Below are 15,739 nucleotides of genomic sequence, written 5' to 3'. Positions count from 1 at the left end.
GTTACTCCTGGGATTCGTCGATTTCGAATGCTTCTGGCGGCGGGCAGCTGCACACCAGATTACGGTCGCCGTAGGCCTCGTCGAGGCGGCGAACCGGCGGGAAATACTTGTAGCTATGCAACAGGGTCTTCACTGGCCAGGCGGCCTTGGTGCGGCTGAAGGAGTACTCCCAGTTATCGGTAGTCACCGACTCAGCCGTAAACGGTGCGTGGTGGATAACGGAGTCCTCGTAAGCTACCTCACCATCGATGATCTCCTGGATTTCGGTACGGATGGTGCGCATCGCTTCAATGAAGCGATCCAGCTCGCCCTTGTCTTCAGACTCGGTGGGCTCAATCATCAAGGTACCAGCTACGGGGAAGGCCAGGGTGGGGGCATGGAAGCCAAAGTCGATGAGACGCTTGGCTACATCGGCGGCGGTGACCCCGGAGGCATCAGTGAGCTCGCGCAAATCGATAATGCACTCATGCGCCACCAGGCCTTCGTTGCCCGTGTAGAGGACAGGGAAGTATTCGTGGAGCGAGGCCGCCAGGTAGTTTGCGCTCAATACTGCATGGCCGGATGCGGCGGCGAGGCCCTCGCCGCCGGTCATTGCCAGGTAAGCCCACGAAATAGGAAGCACGCCTGCTGAGCCGTACTTGCTGCCGGTAATGGGAACGCCTTGGCCCACCGGGGTTTTCGCGGTGGCATTAAGCTCAGGGGACGCGGCATCGCTGGGCAGGAACGGAACGAGGTGCTTCGCCACCGCCACCGGGCCAACACCCGGGCCGCCGCCACCGTGTGGAATCGTGAAGGTCTTGTGCAGGTTGAGGTGGGAGACATCCCCGCCGAAATCGCCTGGGCGAGCCCAGCCGGTTAGCGCGTTCATATTCGCGCCATCGATGTAGACCTGGCCGCCGACCGCATGCACCTTATCGCAGACATCGCGTACCTCGGGGTCAAAGACGCCGTGGGTGGAGGGGTAGGTGACCATGATGCCGGCGATGTGGTTGCCGTGCTTTTCAATCTTTTCTTCCAGGTCCGCCATATCAATGGAGCCGTCCTCGGCGGTTTTGACCACGACGACGCGCAGGTTTGCCAGGGTGGCCGAAGCGGCGTTGGTGCCGTGGGCTGAGGCCGGGATAAGCACGATATCACGCTCATTATCGCCATTGGCTACGTGGTAGCGGCGGATGGCAAGCAAGCCCGCCAACTCGCCCTGGGAGCCGGCATTGGGCTGGATTGAGACCTTGGCATAGCCGGTCAGCTCTGCGAGCCAGCCTTCGATTTCTTCCACCAGCGCACGCCAGCCAGTCGTGGTTTCTTCTGGGGCATACGGATGAATGCCGGCGAATTCCGGCCAGGAGATGGGTTCCATGGCTGCAGTGGGATTGAGCTTCATGGTGCACGAGCCCAGTGGAATCATGGAGCGGTCCAATGCTAAGTCCTTGTCCGCGAGCTTGCGCAGGTAGCGCAGCATCTGGGTCTCGGAATGAATGGAATGGAAAATCTCGTGCCCAAGCGGTTCCTTAGTGCGCTGCAGATCCTTTGGCAGGTCAAAGCGTGCCTCCGCCGGGGTAGCACCGAAAGCCGCTGCCAAGTGCGCGACATCGCGCTGCGTAGCGGATTCACCGAAGGATACAGATACCTTGTCGGTGCCAATAGCCCGCACCAAGTAGCCGGCATCTTGGAGATCGGCTTTGATCTTCTGCGCGTCAACACCGCTGACGGTGACAGTATCGAAGAAGTCCTGTGCCGTAATCTCCAAGCCAGTGTTAATGATGGATTGGGCAAAAGAGGATGCCAGCCCGTGTACGCGTTCGGCGATGTCTTTCAAGCCCTTCGGCCCGTGGTAGACCGCGTACATCGAGGCTACATTGGCCAACAGTGCTTGGGCGGTGCAGATATTGGAGGTGGCGCGCTCGCGGCGGATGTGCTGCTCGCGGGTCTGTAGCGCCAAGCGATAGGCGGGGCGGCCATCTGCGTCCTTGGAAACGCCGACGATGCGGCCTGGCATCTGGCGCTTGAGCTTATCCGTTACCGCCATATAGGCAGCGTGTGGGCCGCCGAAGAAGAGGGGGACGCCGAAGCGCTGGGACGAGCCCAACACGATATCGGCTCCTAGGTTTCCGGGGCCTTCCAGCAGTAGCAGTGACAGCGGGTCAGTGACAACGGCGGCTAGCGCGCCGCGGGTGTGCAGCTCTTCGATGAGGCCAGAGGGATCAAAAATCTCGCCTTCGGTGCCGGTGTAGGCGATGACCGCACCGACGAGGTCTTCGCCCACCAAACCTTCGCGCAGGTCCACGATCTCTACCTCGAGTTCAATGGCGCGGGCGCGCTCAGCAGTAACGGTCAGCACCTGCGGGTGGAGGCGGGAATCCAGCACAACACGACGGCCCTTCTTCACAGCGCGGGACATCAGACCGACGGCTTCGGCGGTAGCGGAAGCCTCATCCAACAGCGAGGCATTTGCGATAGGCAGCCCCGTGAGCGATTCGATCATGGTCTGGAAGTTAAGTAGTGCTTCCAAGCGGCCCTGGGAAATTTCAGGCTGGTAGGGGGTGTACGCGGTATACCAGCCGGCATCCTCAAGCAGGCCGCGCCGGATGACGGCGGGGGTCAGGGTATCCGAGTAGCCCTGGCCGTAGAAGGGCTTAAGTACGGTGTTTTGATCGGCGAATTCCCGCAAAGCGGCCTGCGCTCCGTCCTCAGAGAGTGCTTCTGGCAGGCGGGGAAGTTCCGTAGCGCGGATTTTGGGAGGGATGGCGGCATCTACTAGCGCTTGTACGCTGTCGTAGCCCACCGTGCCGAGCATGGCGGCCTGCTCGGCCGAATCCGGCCCTAGGTGGCGGGAGATGAAATCCATCTGTGAGGTCTCCTTCATCGGGTGCAATGGTCTCAACCGCCCCTAAGTATAGGATTAACAAACGGTAAAAACAGGGCCCTTGAAAAACTTTTATGCAGTAATTCATCGATGAAAATGAGTTGTACCCTGCTTACCTCCCGATTAGTCACATATAGCCACTAGTGCCGGGAAGAAATTCGTCTGATATTGACCCTGGAAGTTCACGCGCTACACCTCCGCGCGGTACCCCAGGCACGACAAACCTCCCATCCTTTCGTACGGAAAGAATGGGAGGTATGTTGTTAATTAACTTCTTTTAGATATTGAGGTCAGCCTCAAAGTCTGCAGTTTCCAGACGGTCCTTGATGGTGGTAACGAAGCGGCCTGCGTCCGCACCATCGACGACCTGGTGGTCGTAGGTGAATGGCAGGAAGCACATCTGGCGGATGGCGATGGCATCCTGGCCGTTCTCATTGACTACGACAGCGCGCTTCTGGATAGCCGCGGTACCCAGGATTCCAGCTTGGGGTGGAACCAGGATCGGGGTATCGAGCAGGGCACCCTCCGAACCGATATTGGTCACTGTGAAGGTGGCACCGGTCAGGTCATTCGGCTTCAGCTTGTTATTGCGTGCCTTTTCAGCCAGCTCCGCAATCTGCTGCGCGATTTCCGGCAGAGTCAGGTTCTGTGCCTTGTGGATGACCGGAGTGAGTAGACCCTTCGGAGTGTCTACGGCGATGGCAACGTTGACATCCGCGTGATAGGTCATCTCCTTGGTCTCTGGGTTATAGGAGGCGTTCACGTTCGGGTGGGAAACCAAAGCCTCCGTGGTGGCCTTCACGATGAATGGCAGGAAGGACAGGTTGGCGCCGTACTTATCGATGAATGCCTTCTTGTTCTTCTTGCGCATATCCCAGATAGGAGTCATATCGATTTCCTGCACGTGAGTCAGCTGTGCGGAAATCTGCAGCGCTTCCACCATCTTACGAGCGGTGATTTCGCGGATGCGGTTGACCTTTTGGGTGGTGCCGATAAGCTCCTGCTTGTCTGGATCCACAGACTTGGTGGACCAGCGTGCTCGTGGGGAGTCAGCAGCCTTCTTATCGCCGCTTGTTGATGGCCCCGCCTCGCCCTGACCAGCAGCGGCAAGGACATCCTGCTTGCGGATGCGTCCGCCCACGCCGGTGCCTTCAACGGAGTTAAGGTCCACGCCGTGCTTATCAGCCAGCTTGCGCACTAACGGGGTGACATATGGAACGTTATCGCCGTTGTTGACCTTGGTGGAGGTATTCAGGGAAGAATCCTGCTTCGGTTCTTCCTTCTTCTCATCAGACTTAGGCGCTTCCTCATCCTTGGACTTGGTTTCTTCCTTGTCTTCAGATTTGGCGTCGTTAGCGTCATCGGAAGCGGAGTCATCCGTGGATGGTGCGGCGTTGCCGTCACCGACGCGGGCGATAGCTTCTCCCACCTCGATGGTTTCGTCCTCTTCGGCGAGGATTTCTACCAGGGTGCCGGCCACGGGGGAAGGAATTTCGGTGTCGACCTTGTCAGTGGAGACCTCGAGCAAGGGCTCGTCCACCTCGACGGTATCGCCAACGGACTTAAGCCACTGGGTAATGGTGCCTTCGGTTACGGACTCGCCCAGCTCGGGCATCTCCACATCGGTGGTCTCGCCGGAGGACTTGGCGGAGGAATCAGACGTGGACTCTTCCTTGACGTCCGCAGACTTGTCGTCGTCGGAGTCATCAGAGTCATTGGAAGAGGAGCCAGCCTCATCTTCATCACCGATGAGGGCGATGACCTCGCCGACCTCGATGGTCTCGTCTTCTTCGGCCTTGATTTCTAGAATCGTGCCGGCCACGGGGGAAGGAATTTCGGTGTCGACCTTGTCAGTGGAGACCTCGAGCAAAGGCTCATCCACCTCGACGGTATCGCCAACGGACTTAAGCCACTGGGTAATGGTGCCTTCGGTTACGGACTCGCCCAGCTCGGGCATCTCAACGGAGTTCGCCATGAGTTTTAAGACTCCTCGAAAAGTTGGAAGTAATCTATCACTACCGCACAATCTTACAGCGTGAGGCCTGTCATCGTGCAGTGGTGGGGTTAGTAATACCCTCCATGCGGGTAAACTAGTGGGTTATGTTCAACCTCTTCCGCCGCAAAAAGTCCCGATCGCCACTGCGACCGCCCCGCGGTCCGGGAGAAACTATCCGCCCGGAAGATGAACAAGAGCTTAAAACATGGGCCGCCGATAAGGCATTTATCGAGGCATTTATTGAGCCAGAGACCGTGGTCAATGAAATGTCAGTAGTCGTTGTGGATGAACAAGGCGAGTTTATTCACCGGCGCATTGGTGGGCCGAAGGGGATTGACGCGGTAGCAAGAATTTTGCAGTGCGACGTTTTCGACGTCGAAGAAACCGGGTACCCCCAACGCATGCGCGAGCGCATTGAACGCCAACGCATTCTGCGTAAAAGGGAAGAACAGCGCCTACGTCGGGCCCGCTTTGAGCGCGGCGAGAACCCTGATTCGGGGCAAGACTTAGACGATGGTGGCGCCCGCCTTTCTTAGTTTTGCCAGGGCCACATCGCCGCGGTCTGGATCCACGGGAGAGCAATACTCGCTTAAGACGCGGACGGAAAAACCTTCTTTTAAAGCATCAGTAGCGGTTGCCTGCACACAGTGATCCGTGGCAATGCCGACGATGTCTACTGCGTCAATATCGTGCTCACGCAGCCATTCCGCCAGCAATACGCCGTCGGCAGCGCCCTCGAATCCGGAGTACGCGGCGGTGTATTCGCCCTTGTGGAAATACGCTTGCGCAGGCCCGATAGCCTCGTGCATCTGAGCACCATAGGAATCGGCAACGCAGTGAACCGGCCACGAATCGACAAAATCCGGGTCCGCTGCAAAGTGTGCCCCTGGGTCGATGTGCCAGTCCTGTGTGGCAACGACGGTGGCATAGTCGGCCTGTAAAGAAGAGATCTTCTCCGCGACCTCGTTACCGCGTTCGGTGCCAAGCGCGCCGCCCGGGCAAAAATCGTGTTGGACATCAACGATGATTAAAGCAGTGTTCATAGCTCCGCTATTTTATGCTCAGGCGGCTACGCGGCGTATCACTTTGATTCAGCGATCTCACGCAGGGCAGCGATAACGGTGCGGGTAGGTGCGCCCGTACCCATCTTTGGCGTATACCCATAGGCGCCGGTGGTATTGAAAGATGGCCCGGCAACATCTATGTGGGCCCACTCGATGCCCTCACCCACGAAGTGCTTCAGGTAGGTGCCGGCGTATTCCATGCCGCCTTCACGCTTGGTGTCGATGTTGCGGATATCGGCGCTGGCGGATTTCACAGATTCTTCGTGCTCTTCCAATAGCGGCATGGCCCACGCATTTTCGCCTACCTCACGCCCGATGCCCGCCATGCGGTCGCGGAAGTCTTCCGAACCCATGACGCCGGCGGTGCGCCCTCCTAGGGCGACAAGCTGGGCGCCGGTCAGCGTGGCGGCTTCAATGAGGTAGTCTGGCTTATCTTCGCTAGCGCGCGCAATGGCATCAGCTAGCACGAGGCGGCCCTCTGCATCAGTATTAAGAACCTCAGAGGTAATGCCGCCGTAGTGGGTGATGACATCTCCCGGGCGGGTGGCGTTATCGCCCGGCATGTTTTCTGCCAGCGGCAGGGTAGCGGTGATCTTTACTGGCAGGTTGAGCTTGGCCGCGGCGATGATGGATGCGGCCATGGCGGCGGAACCTCCCATATCGGAAATCATGTCCCACATGCCAGACCCCGGCTTCAGGGATATGCCGCCGGTATCAAAGGTGATGCCCTTGCCCACGAGCGCTACGTGCTTTTTTGCCTTTTTCGGGTTCCAACTCAGGCGCACCAAACGCGGCGGGTGAGCGGAACCGCGGCCGACGGCGGTAATGCCGCCAAAGCCCTGCTTCTGCAGCGCTTTTTCATCCAGGATTTCTACCTCGAGGCCAACCTCGTCGGCCTGGGCGCTGAGGAAGTCTGCATAAGACTCGGGGTACAGCAGGTTCGACGGGGTATTGACCAGATCTCGGGCAATCACCACGGATTCCGCGGTGATTTTCGCCGCTGCAAATTCCTCACGCGCGGATTTTTCTGCTATCACCGTAAAGGCAGCGGGTTTCTCGGCATCCTTGCCAGGCTTAGAGCGCAGCCCCTGGAACTTGTAGCCGCCCAGAATAAGACCTTCTACTGTGGGAGCGATTCCAAAATCGCCCAAGGACGTTGCCACCTCGTCCAGCTTGGAAATCGAGCGTGCAGCACAGCCTGCAGCGCGGCGCAGGGTTTCCGCATCAAGATCCTCGGCACTGCCTAGACCGACGGCGATGATGGAATCAAACTCTGCCTTTTTGGGCGCGGGGATGCGGGTGACTTCATTGGCCTTGCCGGTTGCGTCAACGGCGAGGAGAGACTCATATGTTTCCCGTAACGCAGCTGGCTTGAGCAGTGAGGTCCCCGGAAGTTCAATTCCATCCTCGCCCTGGAATGCGGCGATTAGCACGGCTCTCGCATTCTTCGGGGTCTTTTTCTCTAGCTTCAGTTCCGGAAATGCCCCCCGTATGGGTCCAGCGTGCTGAGACATAAAGTCCTCCTTTTTAATCGGTGCTTGTGAAACTTCCGCCCATAATACCGCGCTAGAGTGAACATATTCCTACCCGTCTATAGATACAAGGAGTAGATTGTGGGCATGCTTGATTACACGATTACCCGTACGAACCAGCCAACGACGGCAGAAGACTTAGAAGGAATCCTGGCCAATCCCGGCTTCGGCCAGTACTTTACGGATCACATGGTTACCATCGATTGGTCCACAGAGAGGGGTTGGCACGACGCACAGGTGCGCCCTTATGGTCCGCTCACGATGGACCCTGCCAGCAGTGTTTTCCACTATGGTCAAGCCGTCTTTGAGGGGATTAAGGCCTACCGGCAGCCCGATGGTTCTATCGTTACCTTCCGCCCCGATCAAAACGCACAACGGTTTATTAGTTCGGCACAGCGTTTAGCGATGCCCCAGCTACCGCAAGAAGAATTCACTGAGGCGCTGCGCCAGCTGGTGAATATAGATAAGAGCTGGGTTCCAGAAGCAGGGGGAGAAGCATCGCTCTACCTGCGCCCGTTTATGATATCGACCGAGGTATCGCTCGGCGTTCACCCGGCAAATGCTTACCGTTTCATCCTCTTAGCTTCGCCCGCCGGGGCGTATTTTAGCGGCGGAATTAAGCCAGTTTCAGTCTGGCTGTCTACCGACTACGTTCGCGCCGCTCCGGGTGGTACTGGTGCTGCGAAATTTGCTGGCAATTACGCAGGTTCCTTGTTGGCGCAGGCGCAGGCTGAGGAAAAAGGTTGTGACCAGGTGGTGTGGCTGGATGCCATTGAACGCCGGTATATCGAGGAAATGGGCGGGATGAACCTCATGTTCGTCTACGGCACAGGTAGCGATGCTGAGATCGTCACCCCGGCGCTTTCTGGTTCCCTACTGCCAGGTATTACTCGCCAGTCGTTGCTGCAGGTCGCCGAGGACCTAGGCTATAGCGTAAGCGAGCGGCGCATTACCGCCGAAGAATGGCAGCGCGACGTGGAATCAGGGGAGATGACCGAGGTCTTCGCCTGCGGTACTGCTGCCGTCATTACGCCGGTGGGGCGCGTCCTTGGGGAGGACACAGATTTCAGTATCAACAATAACGAGGCCGGAGAAATCTCCATGGCCTTGCGCGAGCACCTGACCGGCATCCAGCGAGGTGGCGTGGATGATACCCACGGCTGGTTGCACATTTTGGTCTAGTCGGCTGGGACGAACCACAGGATAGGCGCGTTGTAGCAGGGGGTGCAACGCGCAGTTAAGAGTCTTCCTGGCTAGCGTCCGCAGTGATTTCTATACCCAGCAATACAAGGGGCAGTGCAGATAAGGAGCCGAGCGCCGGCACCGGTTCCATCTGTAGATCCAGTAGAGGTTCAAGTCGCAGTTTTTTTAAAGCGATCCTGTGAGCAGGCTGTGGCGCGATAGTGGCAGCTAGGAGCCAGTCGTGGATGCGTGTGTCTGCAGCGGCACACACGGCGGCGGTGGCAGTCAACGGGGCATCAACAAGCATGGGCGTGCGCCGCCGTGCTGCCTGTGACATAAAGCCCACCAGCGCGGATAACACGGGGGAGCCGCAGGCCTGAAGTAGCTCCCGTCCCGTCAGGCCGCGCATCCGAAACATGGAATCGCGAATGGCAGTAACCTCGCCCTTCCAAGCCTCGACGCTCGGCTGCTTGCTAACGACCACCACAGGTTCCTCCTGTGCCATGACACCTATGACCGCTGCAGCAACCTGCGTGCTGTCGATACCGCCGGGAATCAGTAGATCCGCACCGCCATCGATTTCCGCATCAGCCGTGTGTACGCCCAAGTCATAGGCCGCGGTGCAATCCGCCACGGTCACGGCTTCGATGCTAGCCCCAACCCGCCGCGCAGCGGTCTCCGTGGATTGCGGGATCCCTTTGCCATCTCCGGCGAAGATGATGGCCCGCACCCGCTGTGGCTCGGAAGCGAGGGGTTGATCTTGGCAGGAGGCAAGCCACTGTGCGGCATCGCTTAGTCGACCGTAGGCGAAAAGCTGTGGGGAATCAGCCATTAGCGTGCTTCCTTAAACGTCGGCCCCGCGCTCTACGCGCGGGCGAGGAATGCGCCACTTCCGGGGCTGGCTGGCGCGGGAAAATGCGTAGAATCCCAGGCTAAAGCCGGTGGCGGTGGTGCCCGGGAACTTTGTACGGACCGCATTATTAGCACGGCGGGCCAGCCAGATGCCGTCGATGGCGAAGATTAGGATGATCACCATCGCGATGGCATTGATGATGCCGGCGATGCTGGGGGCCGCATAGGTTACAAAGACTACGACGATAAGGGCAAGTGCCATCGGCATGACCCATTCTGAGAGCGTGCGGCGCGCATCGATCCAATCGCGTACATAGGCGCGCTCCTCGCCCTGATCGCGAGCTGGAAGGAAACGTGGATCGCCTTCAGCCATGCGCTCCTGGTTTTCTCGGTTGCGCTCGTTGCGCTCCTTACGCTCCTGCTTTTTATATTCTTTCCACTCGTCCTTACTCATGGACTTTTTGAGTTCCTTGCGGCGCTTATATCGCTGCGCATCGGATATCCCATGAGGATCGCGCTTGACACCGCGCGCGATTTCTTGTTCCTGGCGCTTCGGCGTGGGACGACCCTTCGGAGGGGTATACCCCTTGCGGTGGGTTTCTTCCTGAACCTCTTCCTGCGCGGTAACAGGTTCAGGGGAGGTATTGTCATCTTTTTTCCACGGAAGTTTCACCCTGATCAGACTACAAGGTTTCGACCCAAAGAGGGGAATAGGCCCGCCCACGACGTTGTTATTACGGTGGGCTACCTTTTCCCTTCTTGGTAGATGCAGGTAGGGTAGTCGCTAGGCAACCACGATAAATTTGAGGAGAAGTGATGACCGCTCCAGCTTCCGAAACCGGCGTCATTCTGACCGAGGCAGCAGCAGCAAAGGCAAAGGGGCTGCTTGATCAGGAAGGCCGCGACGATCTCTCCCTGCGCATCGCAGTGCAGCCCGGCGGCTGCGCTGGTCTGCGTTACCAGCTCTACTTCGACGACCGCAGTCTTGATGGCGATAAGGTTGATGAGGTAGGTGGTATCAAGCTCGTTGTGGACAAGATGTCTGTGCCCTACCTCACCGGCGCCAAGATAGACTTCGCTGACACCATCGAGTCCCAGGGATTTACCATAGATAACCCTAACGCCACCGGCTCCTGCGCGTGTGGCGATTCCTTCAATTAAACCGAAGGATAAGAAAGAGGGTGAGTGCCGCGAAGCACTCACCCTCTTTGATGTCTTTAAAGCTCAGTGGGGAGCTTTTCCCAATGTGGCTTAAAGCTTGACAGGGTAATCGCGCCGCTCGATCTGCGGGTCAATCCGCTTTTCCACGAAGATGCCATGCCAGATCATAAAGGCCAGCACGGTCCACAGGCGGCGGGAGTGATCTGAGACGCCATCGCGGTGCTCCTTGAGCATCTCTAGAACTTCTTTCTGATTGAAAATATCCTCGGTTTGGGAATCGTTAATCGTATCTTGCGCCCAGCCATAGAGCTCGTCGCCGGCTAGCCAGTGGCGCATGGGAACCGGGAAGCCTAGCTTCTTGCGGTTGAGGACGTGCGCGGGAACAATCTGTTCCATGGCCTTGCGTAGCGCGTACTTGGTGGTACCGTGGGAAATTTTCAGATTGTGCGGGATGGATTCTGCGACCTTAAATACTTCTTTATCAAGGAATGGCACGCGCAGCTCCAAAGAGTTGGCCATATTGATTTTATCGGCCTTAACAAGGATGTCACCGCGCATCCAGGTAAATAGGTCAAGGTGCTGCATGCGGGCTACCGGGTCGAAGTCTTCCGACTGTGCATAGATAGGCGCGGTGACCTCGCGGTGATCCCACTCGCGCTTGGCCCATGGGATAACGCGCTGCATTTGCTCAAAGTTAAAAGAACGGGCATTGCCGTAGTAGCGCTCTTCCATGGTCATAGATCCCCGGTTGAGTAGGGACTTGCCCTTCATACCTTCTGGCAGCACGCGGGAGAGCTTGCCCAAACCTTGGCGCAGGGTAGAGGGGATCTTTTCAAATGGGGCAAGGGAAAGCGGCTCCTTATAAATTGTGTAGCCGCCGAAAAGCTCATCGGCGCCCTCACCGGACAGGACCACCTTGACGTGCTTGCGGGCTTCTTGGGCAACAAAGTACAGCGGAACGAGAGAAGGATCGGCCACCGGGTTATCCAAATACCACATGATCTTAGGGATCGACTCGGCATATTCTTCCGGCGAGACGATTTTGACAATGTGTTCTACGCCGATAGCTGCCGCAGATTCTGCGGCTACGTCTACCTCGGAATAGCCTTCGCGCTCGAAACCGGTGGTAAAGGTCAGCAGATCTGGGTTGTGGCGCTTGGCCAGGCTAGCGATGGCGGTGGAGTCGATGCCACCAGATAGAAAAGAACCAACGGTGACATCGGCACGCATATGCTTAGCGACGGAATCCTCCAAGGCTTCCGCAATGCGGTCAAAGAGGTGCTGTTCTTGGCCTTCTGGTACCTGCTGGACCGGGAAGCGAGGTGTGAAGTAGCGTTCGGACACGACTTCATCGCCCGGTGTCAAAGTGACCGTGCATCCGGATTCGACGCGGCGAATATTGGCGTGCAGGGATTCCGGCTCCGGTACGTATTGCAGGTCGACGTAGTGTTCAATAGCACGGCGGTCCAGGTCGAGTTCTAGACCTATATCCTCGGCCAGGTCCAGAATGCATTTCATCTCGGAGGCAAAGACCGTTCCGGCTTTCGTGGTGGCGTAGTACAGCGGTTTGATGCCGAACTGGTCGCGCGCGGCGAACATAGTCTTGGTCTTGGTATCCCAAATGACTATGCCAAACATGCCACGGAGGTGCTCGACGATGTCCTTGCCCCAGTGGTGGTAGCCCACCGCAATGGGTTCGCCATCGCCTTCTGTATGAAGAGTGTAGCCCAAGGACTTGAGCTCTTCGCGGAGCTCCAAGTAGTTGTAGATCTCGCCGTTAAAGGTAAGGGCATACCGTTCTGGTTCGTCCTCAGGACCCCAGCGCAGAGGCTGATGAGAATGTTCTAAGTCGATAATGGACAGGCGGTTAAAGCCGAAGGCGGCGTCGCCATCATGCCAAGTACCGGCTGCGTCCGGCCCGCGGTGGTGCATGCAAGGAAGCGACCGCTCCAGCGCGTCAACATATTTGTCCACGTCACCGGTGGCCGCGAGCATGCCAAGAAGTCCGCACATGTAAAGATAGCTCCTTTTACTTAAGCGACTAGTGCTTGTTGCTCTACTTTACGGCGAGTGGAGTGGAAACCAGAAAGCGCCACGGCTTGAAAGAAAGTGTAGAGAAGCTTAGATTTAGCTTCCCCGTAAGGGTGCGAACTTTCGGATGATGGCCGGGATTGTTGCGTGTGAGTTGAGGCACACGGTGACGGTGTGGACTGGGGGTACGGTTGGAACATTGTGCAGGTGGGGCGGTAACCTACTGGGACGTGAATGCTAATCGAGCGCGCTGGGTCTCTTTTCTAGCTTCGAAACGGCTGGGAACCAAGCATTTATCCATTATTCTGATTGGGTAAGGGTGCTCTGTGAGTATTCGAGAAGTTTGTGTGGACAGAAAGGCAGAACACACGTGGGACAGCGTAATAAGCGCACCTTCGCTCGTAAGGCGGGCGTAGCTGGCGCACTCGCCCTTGGCGGTCTCGCCCTGGCTGGTTGTGACGTTCAGGCGCCAACTGCTGTAGAGAACCTCCTGGGATTCGGTTGGCCAAAGGGTGTTACCCCTGAGGCTGAAGCAATGTACAACTTCTGGATTTGGGTCTGGGTTGCAGCCTGGATTGTCGGCTTCATTATGTGGGGTCTATTCCTCACCGCAATTTTCCACTGGAGTGCAAAGAAGGCTAAGCGTGATGGCAAGGGTGAGTTCCCGCGCCAGACGCAGTACAACGTGCCGTTGGAGATGGTGTTGACCATCGTTCCAATCTTGATCATCATGACCTTGTTCTTCTTCACGGTGCAGACTCAACAGAAAGTCACCGCGTTGGATAAGGATCCCGAGGTCGTTGTTGACGTCACCGCATTCCAGTGGAACTGGAAGTTCGGCTATGCCGAAAACCGTGTGAACGGTGAAAACTACAACGGTGTAGACGAAGCGCGTCAGGCCGAAGCGGAAAAGTCTTCTCATGACCCTGAGGGTGTGGATAACCCCAACCCAATTCATGGCAAGTCCAAGGGTGACCTTTCCTACCTCAACTACAACAAGATTGAAACCGTTGGATCTACCGAAGAGGTACCGGTCCTGGTTCTTCCGTCCGATACCGCAATCGAGTTCCGTTTGGCTTCTGCTGACGTTTCTCACGCGTTCTGGGTCCCGGAGTTTTTGTTCAAGCGCGACGTCTACGCCCACCCCGAAGCCAACGCTCAGGAGCGCAGCTTCCAGATCGAGTCGATTGATAAACAGGGCGCCTTCGTGGGCCGTTGTGCCGAGATGTGCGGTACCTACCACTCCATGATGAACTTTGAAATTCGTGTCGTGTCCCCAGAGGACTTCAACGACTATATGGATTTCCGCGAGAAGAACCCGGAAGCCACTAACGCCGAGGCTTTGAAGGCGATTGGCCAGGATCCGTACGCAGTTACCACCCATCCGTTCTCCGGCGAGCGCGACACTGCCGACGGCAACAACTACGTCAAGACCGCGGCATAAGAGATAAGGACACTACACAATGCGTGCAACATCGAAAGTCTTTTACTCAATCGCAACATACCTTTTCGTTTCGCTGATTGTTTACATCCTCGGCGTCACCTTTGTTAAGGATGATGGTTACCTCTACGGCCCCGAGTGGGTTGGCATCGTGGGCATGCTCCTCTCCATCGTGCTTTGCCTGATGCTGGGCGGGTACCTTCACTTCACCGATAACCGCAGCGATGTTTTGCCAGAAGACTGGGAAGAAGCAGAGACCGAAGACTCTGCTGGTATCTTGGGCTTCTTCTCCCCAAGCTCCATTTGGCCATTGGCCATGACAGGTTCCATCGCCCTCTTGGGTCTCGGCGTCATCTTCTTGTACTACTGGCTCATCGCCTTGGGTGCCGCGTGCTTGATTGCAGCTTGTACCGGCTTGTCCCTGCAATATGGTCTGCCAAAAGAAAAGCACTAGTTTTTATCTAGTCGTAGCCACTGCCTAAACTTCTCAGCCCTCCTCACCGTGCTCAGTGAGGAGGGCTTTGGCGATCCCGTCGTAAATAGCAACGAAAAGTTCCCAACGGTCAAGAGATGTTGCACAGGCGGAAGAGAAGGATTGTGCCCAAGTTTCAAGTGGCATTATAAGCGCATCCCAGCACGTTAAACGGTATTTTTCGGGGGTCAACCAAAAGTTGCAATTCAGCTATTTTGTCGAAAATTGACATGTGATTTATCTCTCTAAGAAATTTACCGAAACCGGTTGCGGGTGCCGGCCTGGTCGTAGTGCGCTCGTTATGTAAAACGGCGGGGATTGTGACTGTAGCTGAAGTTTAAGTGCTTTACCTGCGTTGATGTCACGTCGGATAGAAATTGAAAAAGTTCCCAGGTAATTATTGTCGTTGCGTCCCTGGTGTTTCTGTATTGGTAGCTGGCAATTCAGTAAAAATTGGATAGAGGAAACCGGGGGGAATCGAAGTGACTTTAGGGTCTGGAACGGCAATAATTACGACTGTGACGAGCGTAGTTTCTAACCAAGGTATGACAGCACCACGTATTGCCTCGCTGAATCGACCCAACATGGTCAGCGTGGGTACCATCGTGTTCCTGTCTCAGGAATTGATGTTCTTTGCCGGACTGTTCGCGATGTGGTTCACCTCGCGAGCGAACGGTCAGGAAGGCGATTGGGCAGAGCATACTGCCCATATCAACGTGCCAATGGGTTTTCTCATTACTGCAGTGTTGATTTCTTCCTCCGTGACCTCGCAGTTCGGCGTATTTGCCGCAGAAAGGGGTGACGTTTACAAGCTTCGACTCTGGTACACCATCACTGTGGTATTGGGTGTTGGCTTCCTCGGCATCATGGCGTTTGAGTGGGCTGAGTTAATTCACGCAGGCGTTACGGTACAATCTAGCGTCTTTGGTTCGGTGTTTTACATCATCACCGGCTTCCACGCTGCGCACGTAACCGCCGGTTTGATTTCATTCGGAATCATTTTGGCGCGTATCGCTAAATCAAAATTCACGCCGGCACAGGCAACTGCCGCTATGGCGGTGTCTTACTACTGGCACTTCGTTGACGTTGTGTGGATCGGTGTGTTCACCGTTATCTACTTGATTCAGTAGTGTTGGCGAGCCTCT

At 56.7% G+C, this 15,739-nt stretch carries 13 protein-coding genes; 6 read left to right on the top strand and 7 right to left on the bottom strand.

Features of this window, described 5'->3' with window-relative positions; genetic code table 11:
- Window position 1: 1 nt before the first annotated feature.
- The gene (gcvP, locus tag D9V82_RS05295) at window positions 2–2,845 is read right to left on the bottom strand and encodes an aminomethyl-transferring glycine dehydrogenase (RefSeq protein WP_121911387.1); all 2,844 of its coding nucleotides are present in this window, start codon (window positions 2,843–2,845) and stop codon (window positions 2–4) included.
- 295 nt (window positions 2,846–3,140) lie between these two features.
- Complete coding sequence (gene sucB / locus D9V82_RS05290; protein ID WP_121911386.1) at window positions 3,141–4,838, bottom strand: 2-oxoglutarate dehydrogenase, E2 component, dihydrolipoamide succinyltransferase; 1,698 nt, start codon at window positions 4,836–4,838, stop codon at window positions 3,141–3,143.
- A gap of 125 nt (window positions 4,839–4,963) precedes the next feature.
- Between sucB and D9V82_RS05285 the strand changes: the two genes are divergently transcribed.
- The gene (locus D9V82_RS05285; protein ID WP_121911385.1) at window positions 4,964–5,395 is read left to right on the top strand and encodes an oxidoreductase; all 432 of its coding nucleotides are present in this window, start codon (window positions 4,964–4,966) and stop codon (window positions 5,393–5,395) included.
- Here the strand turns inward: D9V82_RS05285 and D9V82_RS05280 are convergent.
- Window positions 5,366–5,902, bottom strand: coding sequence for an isochorismatase family protein (locus D9V82_RS05280; protein WP_121911384.1), 537 nt, complete (start codon window positions 5,900–5,902; stop codon window positions 5,366–5,368). The two genes, D9V82_RS05285 and D9V82_RS05280, sit on opposite strands and share 30 nt — an antisense overlap.
- 38 nt (window positions 5,903–5,940) lie before the next feature.
- Entirely contained in the window at window positions 5,941–7,437 is a 1,497-nt protein-coding gene (locus D9V82_RS05275; RefSeq protein ID WP_121911383.1) for a leucyl aminopeptidase, read from the bottom strand.
- A 105-nt stretch (window positions 7,438–7,542) separates the two neighbouring features.
- Between D9V82_RS05275 and D9V82_RS05270 the strand changes: the two genes are divergently transcribed.
- Entirely contained in the window at window positions 7,543–8,637 is a 1,095-nt protein-coding gene (locus D9V82_RS05270) for a branched-chain amino acid aminotransferase (RefSeq protein ID WP_121911449.1), read from the top strand.
- Window positions 8,638–8,692: 55 nt separating this feature from the next.
- Here D9V82_RS05270 and D9V82_RS05265 read toward each other — a convergent pair whose 3' ends face one another.
- Both D9V82_RS05265 and D9V82_RS05260 read right to left on the bottom strand, forming a co-directional pair.
- Window positions 8,693–9,469 carry a nicotinate-nucleotide--dimethylbenzimidazole phosphoribosyltransferase gene (locus D9V82_RS05265; protein ID WP_121911382.1) on the bottom strand — a complete coding sequence of 259 codons (777 nt, stop codon included), beginning with the start codon at window positions 9,467–9,469 and terminating at the stop codon, window positions 8,693–8,695.
- A gap of 12 nt (window positions 9,470–9,481) precedes the next feature.
- Window positions 9,482–10,162, bottom strand: coding sequence for a DUF3043 domain-containing protein (locus tag D9V82_RS05260; protein WP_121911381.1), 681 nt, complete (start codon window positions 10,160–10,162; stop codon window positions 9,482–9,484).
- A gap of 143 nt (window positions 10,163–10,305) precedes the next feature.
- Here D9V82_RS05260 and D9V82_RS05255 point away from each other — a divergent pair, with 143 nt between their 5' ends.
- The gene (locus tag D9V82_RS05255; protein WP_121911380.1) at window positions 10,306–10,650 is read left to right on the top strand and encodes a HesB/IscA family protein; all 345 of its coding nucleotides are present in this window, start codon (window positions 10,306–10,308) and stop codon (window positions 10,648–10,650) included.
- A 90-nt stretch (window positions 10,651–10,740) separates the two neighbouring features.
- On the opposite strand, the gene asnB is transcribed toward D9V82_RS05255, so the two are convergent.
- Window positions 10,741–12,663, bottom strand: a complete 1,923-nt coding sequence (asnB, locus tag D9V82_RS05250; RefSeq protein ID WP_121911379.1) for an asparagine synthase (glutamine-hydrolyzing) — start codon at window positions 12,661–12,663, stop codon at window positions 10,741–10,743.
- Between the two features lie 388 nt (window positions 12,664–13,051).
- Between asnB and ctaC the strand changes: the two genes are divergently transcribed.
- The 3 genes from ctaC (at window position 13,052) to ctaE (ending at window position 15,724) form a co-directional block, all read left to right on the top strand.
- Window positions 13,052–14,125: an aa3-type cytochrome oxidase subunit II gene (ctaC, locus tag D9V82_RS05245; protein ID WP_121911378.1), complete on the top strand. Its 1,074-nt coding sequence runs from the start codon at window positions 13,052–13,054 to the stop codon at window positions 14,123–14,125.
- A 19-nt stretch (window positions 14,126–14,144) separates the two neighbouring features.
- Window positions 14,145–14,576 (top strand): aa3-type cytochrome oxidase subunit IV, encoded by a 432-nt coding sequence (ctaF, locus tag D9V82_RS05240; RefSeq protein WP_121911377.1) that lies wholly within the window; start codon window positions 14,145–14,147, stop codon window positions 14,574–14,576.
- A 536-nt stretch (window positions 14,577–15,112) separates the two neighbouring features.
- Window positions 15,113–15,724, top strand: coding sequence for an aa3-type cytochrome oxidase subunit III (gene ctaE / locus D9V82_RS05235; protein ID WP_445887850.1), 612 nt, complete (start codon window positions 15,113–15,115; stop codon window positions 15,722–15,724).
- Window positions 15,725–15,739 lie beyond the last annotated feature (15 nt).

The organism is Corynebacterium macginleyi (assembly GCF_003688935.1).
Classification (GTDB): domain Bacteria; phylum Actinomycetota; class Actinomycetes; order Mycobacteriales; family Mycobacteriaceae; genus Corynebacterium; species Corynebacterium macginleyi.
Note: the sequence above shows the minus strand (reverse complement) of the source record. Positions and strands in the feature narration are given on the sequence as shown.

What these genes read in the sequence shown, in the direction of transcription:
- D9V82_RS05255 (WP_121911380.1), top strand. Translation starts at nt 10,306, where the DNA reads ATGACCGCTCCAGCTTCCGAAACCGGCGTCATTCTGACCGAGGCAGCA.
- D9V82_RS05275 (WP_121911383.1), bottom strand. Translation starts at nt 7,437, where the DNA reads ATGTCTCAGCACGCTGGACCCATACGGGGGGCATTTCCGGAACTGAAG.
- sucB (WP_121911386.1), bottom strand. Translation starts at nt 4,838, where the DNA reads ATGGCGAACTCCGTTGAGATGCCCGAGCTGGGCGAGTCCGTAACCGAA.
- ctaF (WP_121911377.1), top strand. Translation starts at nt 14,145, where the DNA reads ATGCGTGCAACATCGAAAGTCTTTTACTCAATCGCAACATACCTTTTC.
- D9V82_RS05285 (WP_121911385.1), top strand. Translation starts at nt 4,964, where the DNA reads ATGTTCAACCTCTTCCGCCGCAAAAAGTCCCGATCGCCACTGCGACCG.
- gcvP (WP_121911387.1), bottom strand. Translation starts at nt 2,845, where the DNA reads ATGGATTTCATCTCCCGCCACCTAGGGCCGGATTCGGCCGAGCAGGCC.
- D9V82_RS05280 (WP_121911384.1), bottom strand. Translation starts at nt 5,902, where the DNA reads ATGAACACTGCTTTAATCATCGTTGATGTCCAACACGATTTTTGCCCG.
- D9V82_RS05265 (WP_121911382.1), bottom strand. Translation starts at nt 9,469, where the DNA reads ATGGCTGATTCCCCACAGCTTTTCGCCTACGGTCGACTAAGCGATGCC.
- asnB (WP_121911379.1), bottom strand. Translation starts at nt 12,663, where the DNA reads ATGTGCGGACTTCTTGGCATGCTCGCGGCCACCGGTGACGTGGACAAA.
- D9V82_RS05270 (WP_121911449.1), top strand. Translation starts at nt 7,543, where the DNA reads ATGCTTGATTACACGATTACCCGTACGAACCAGCCAACGACGGCAGAA.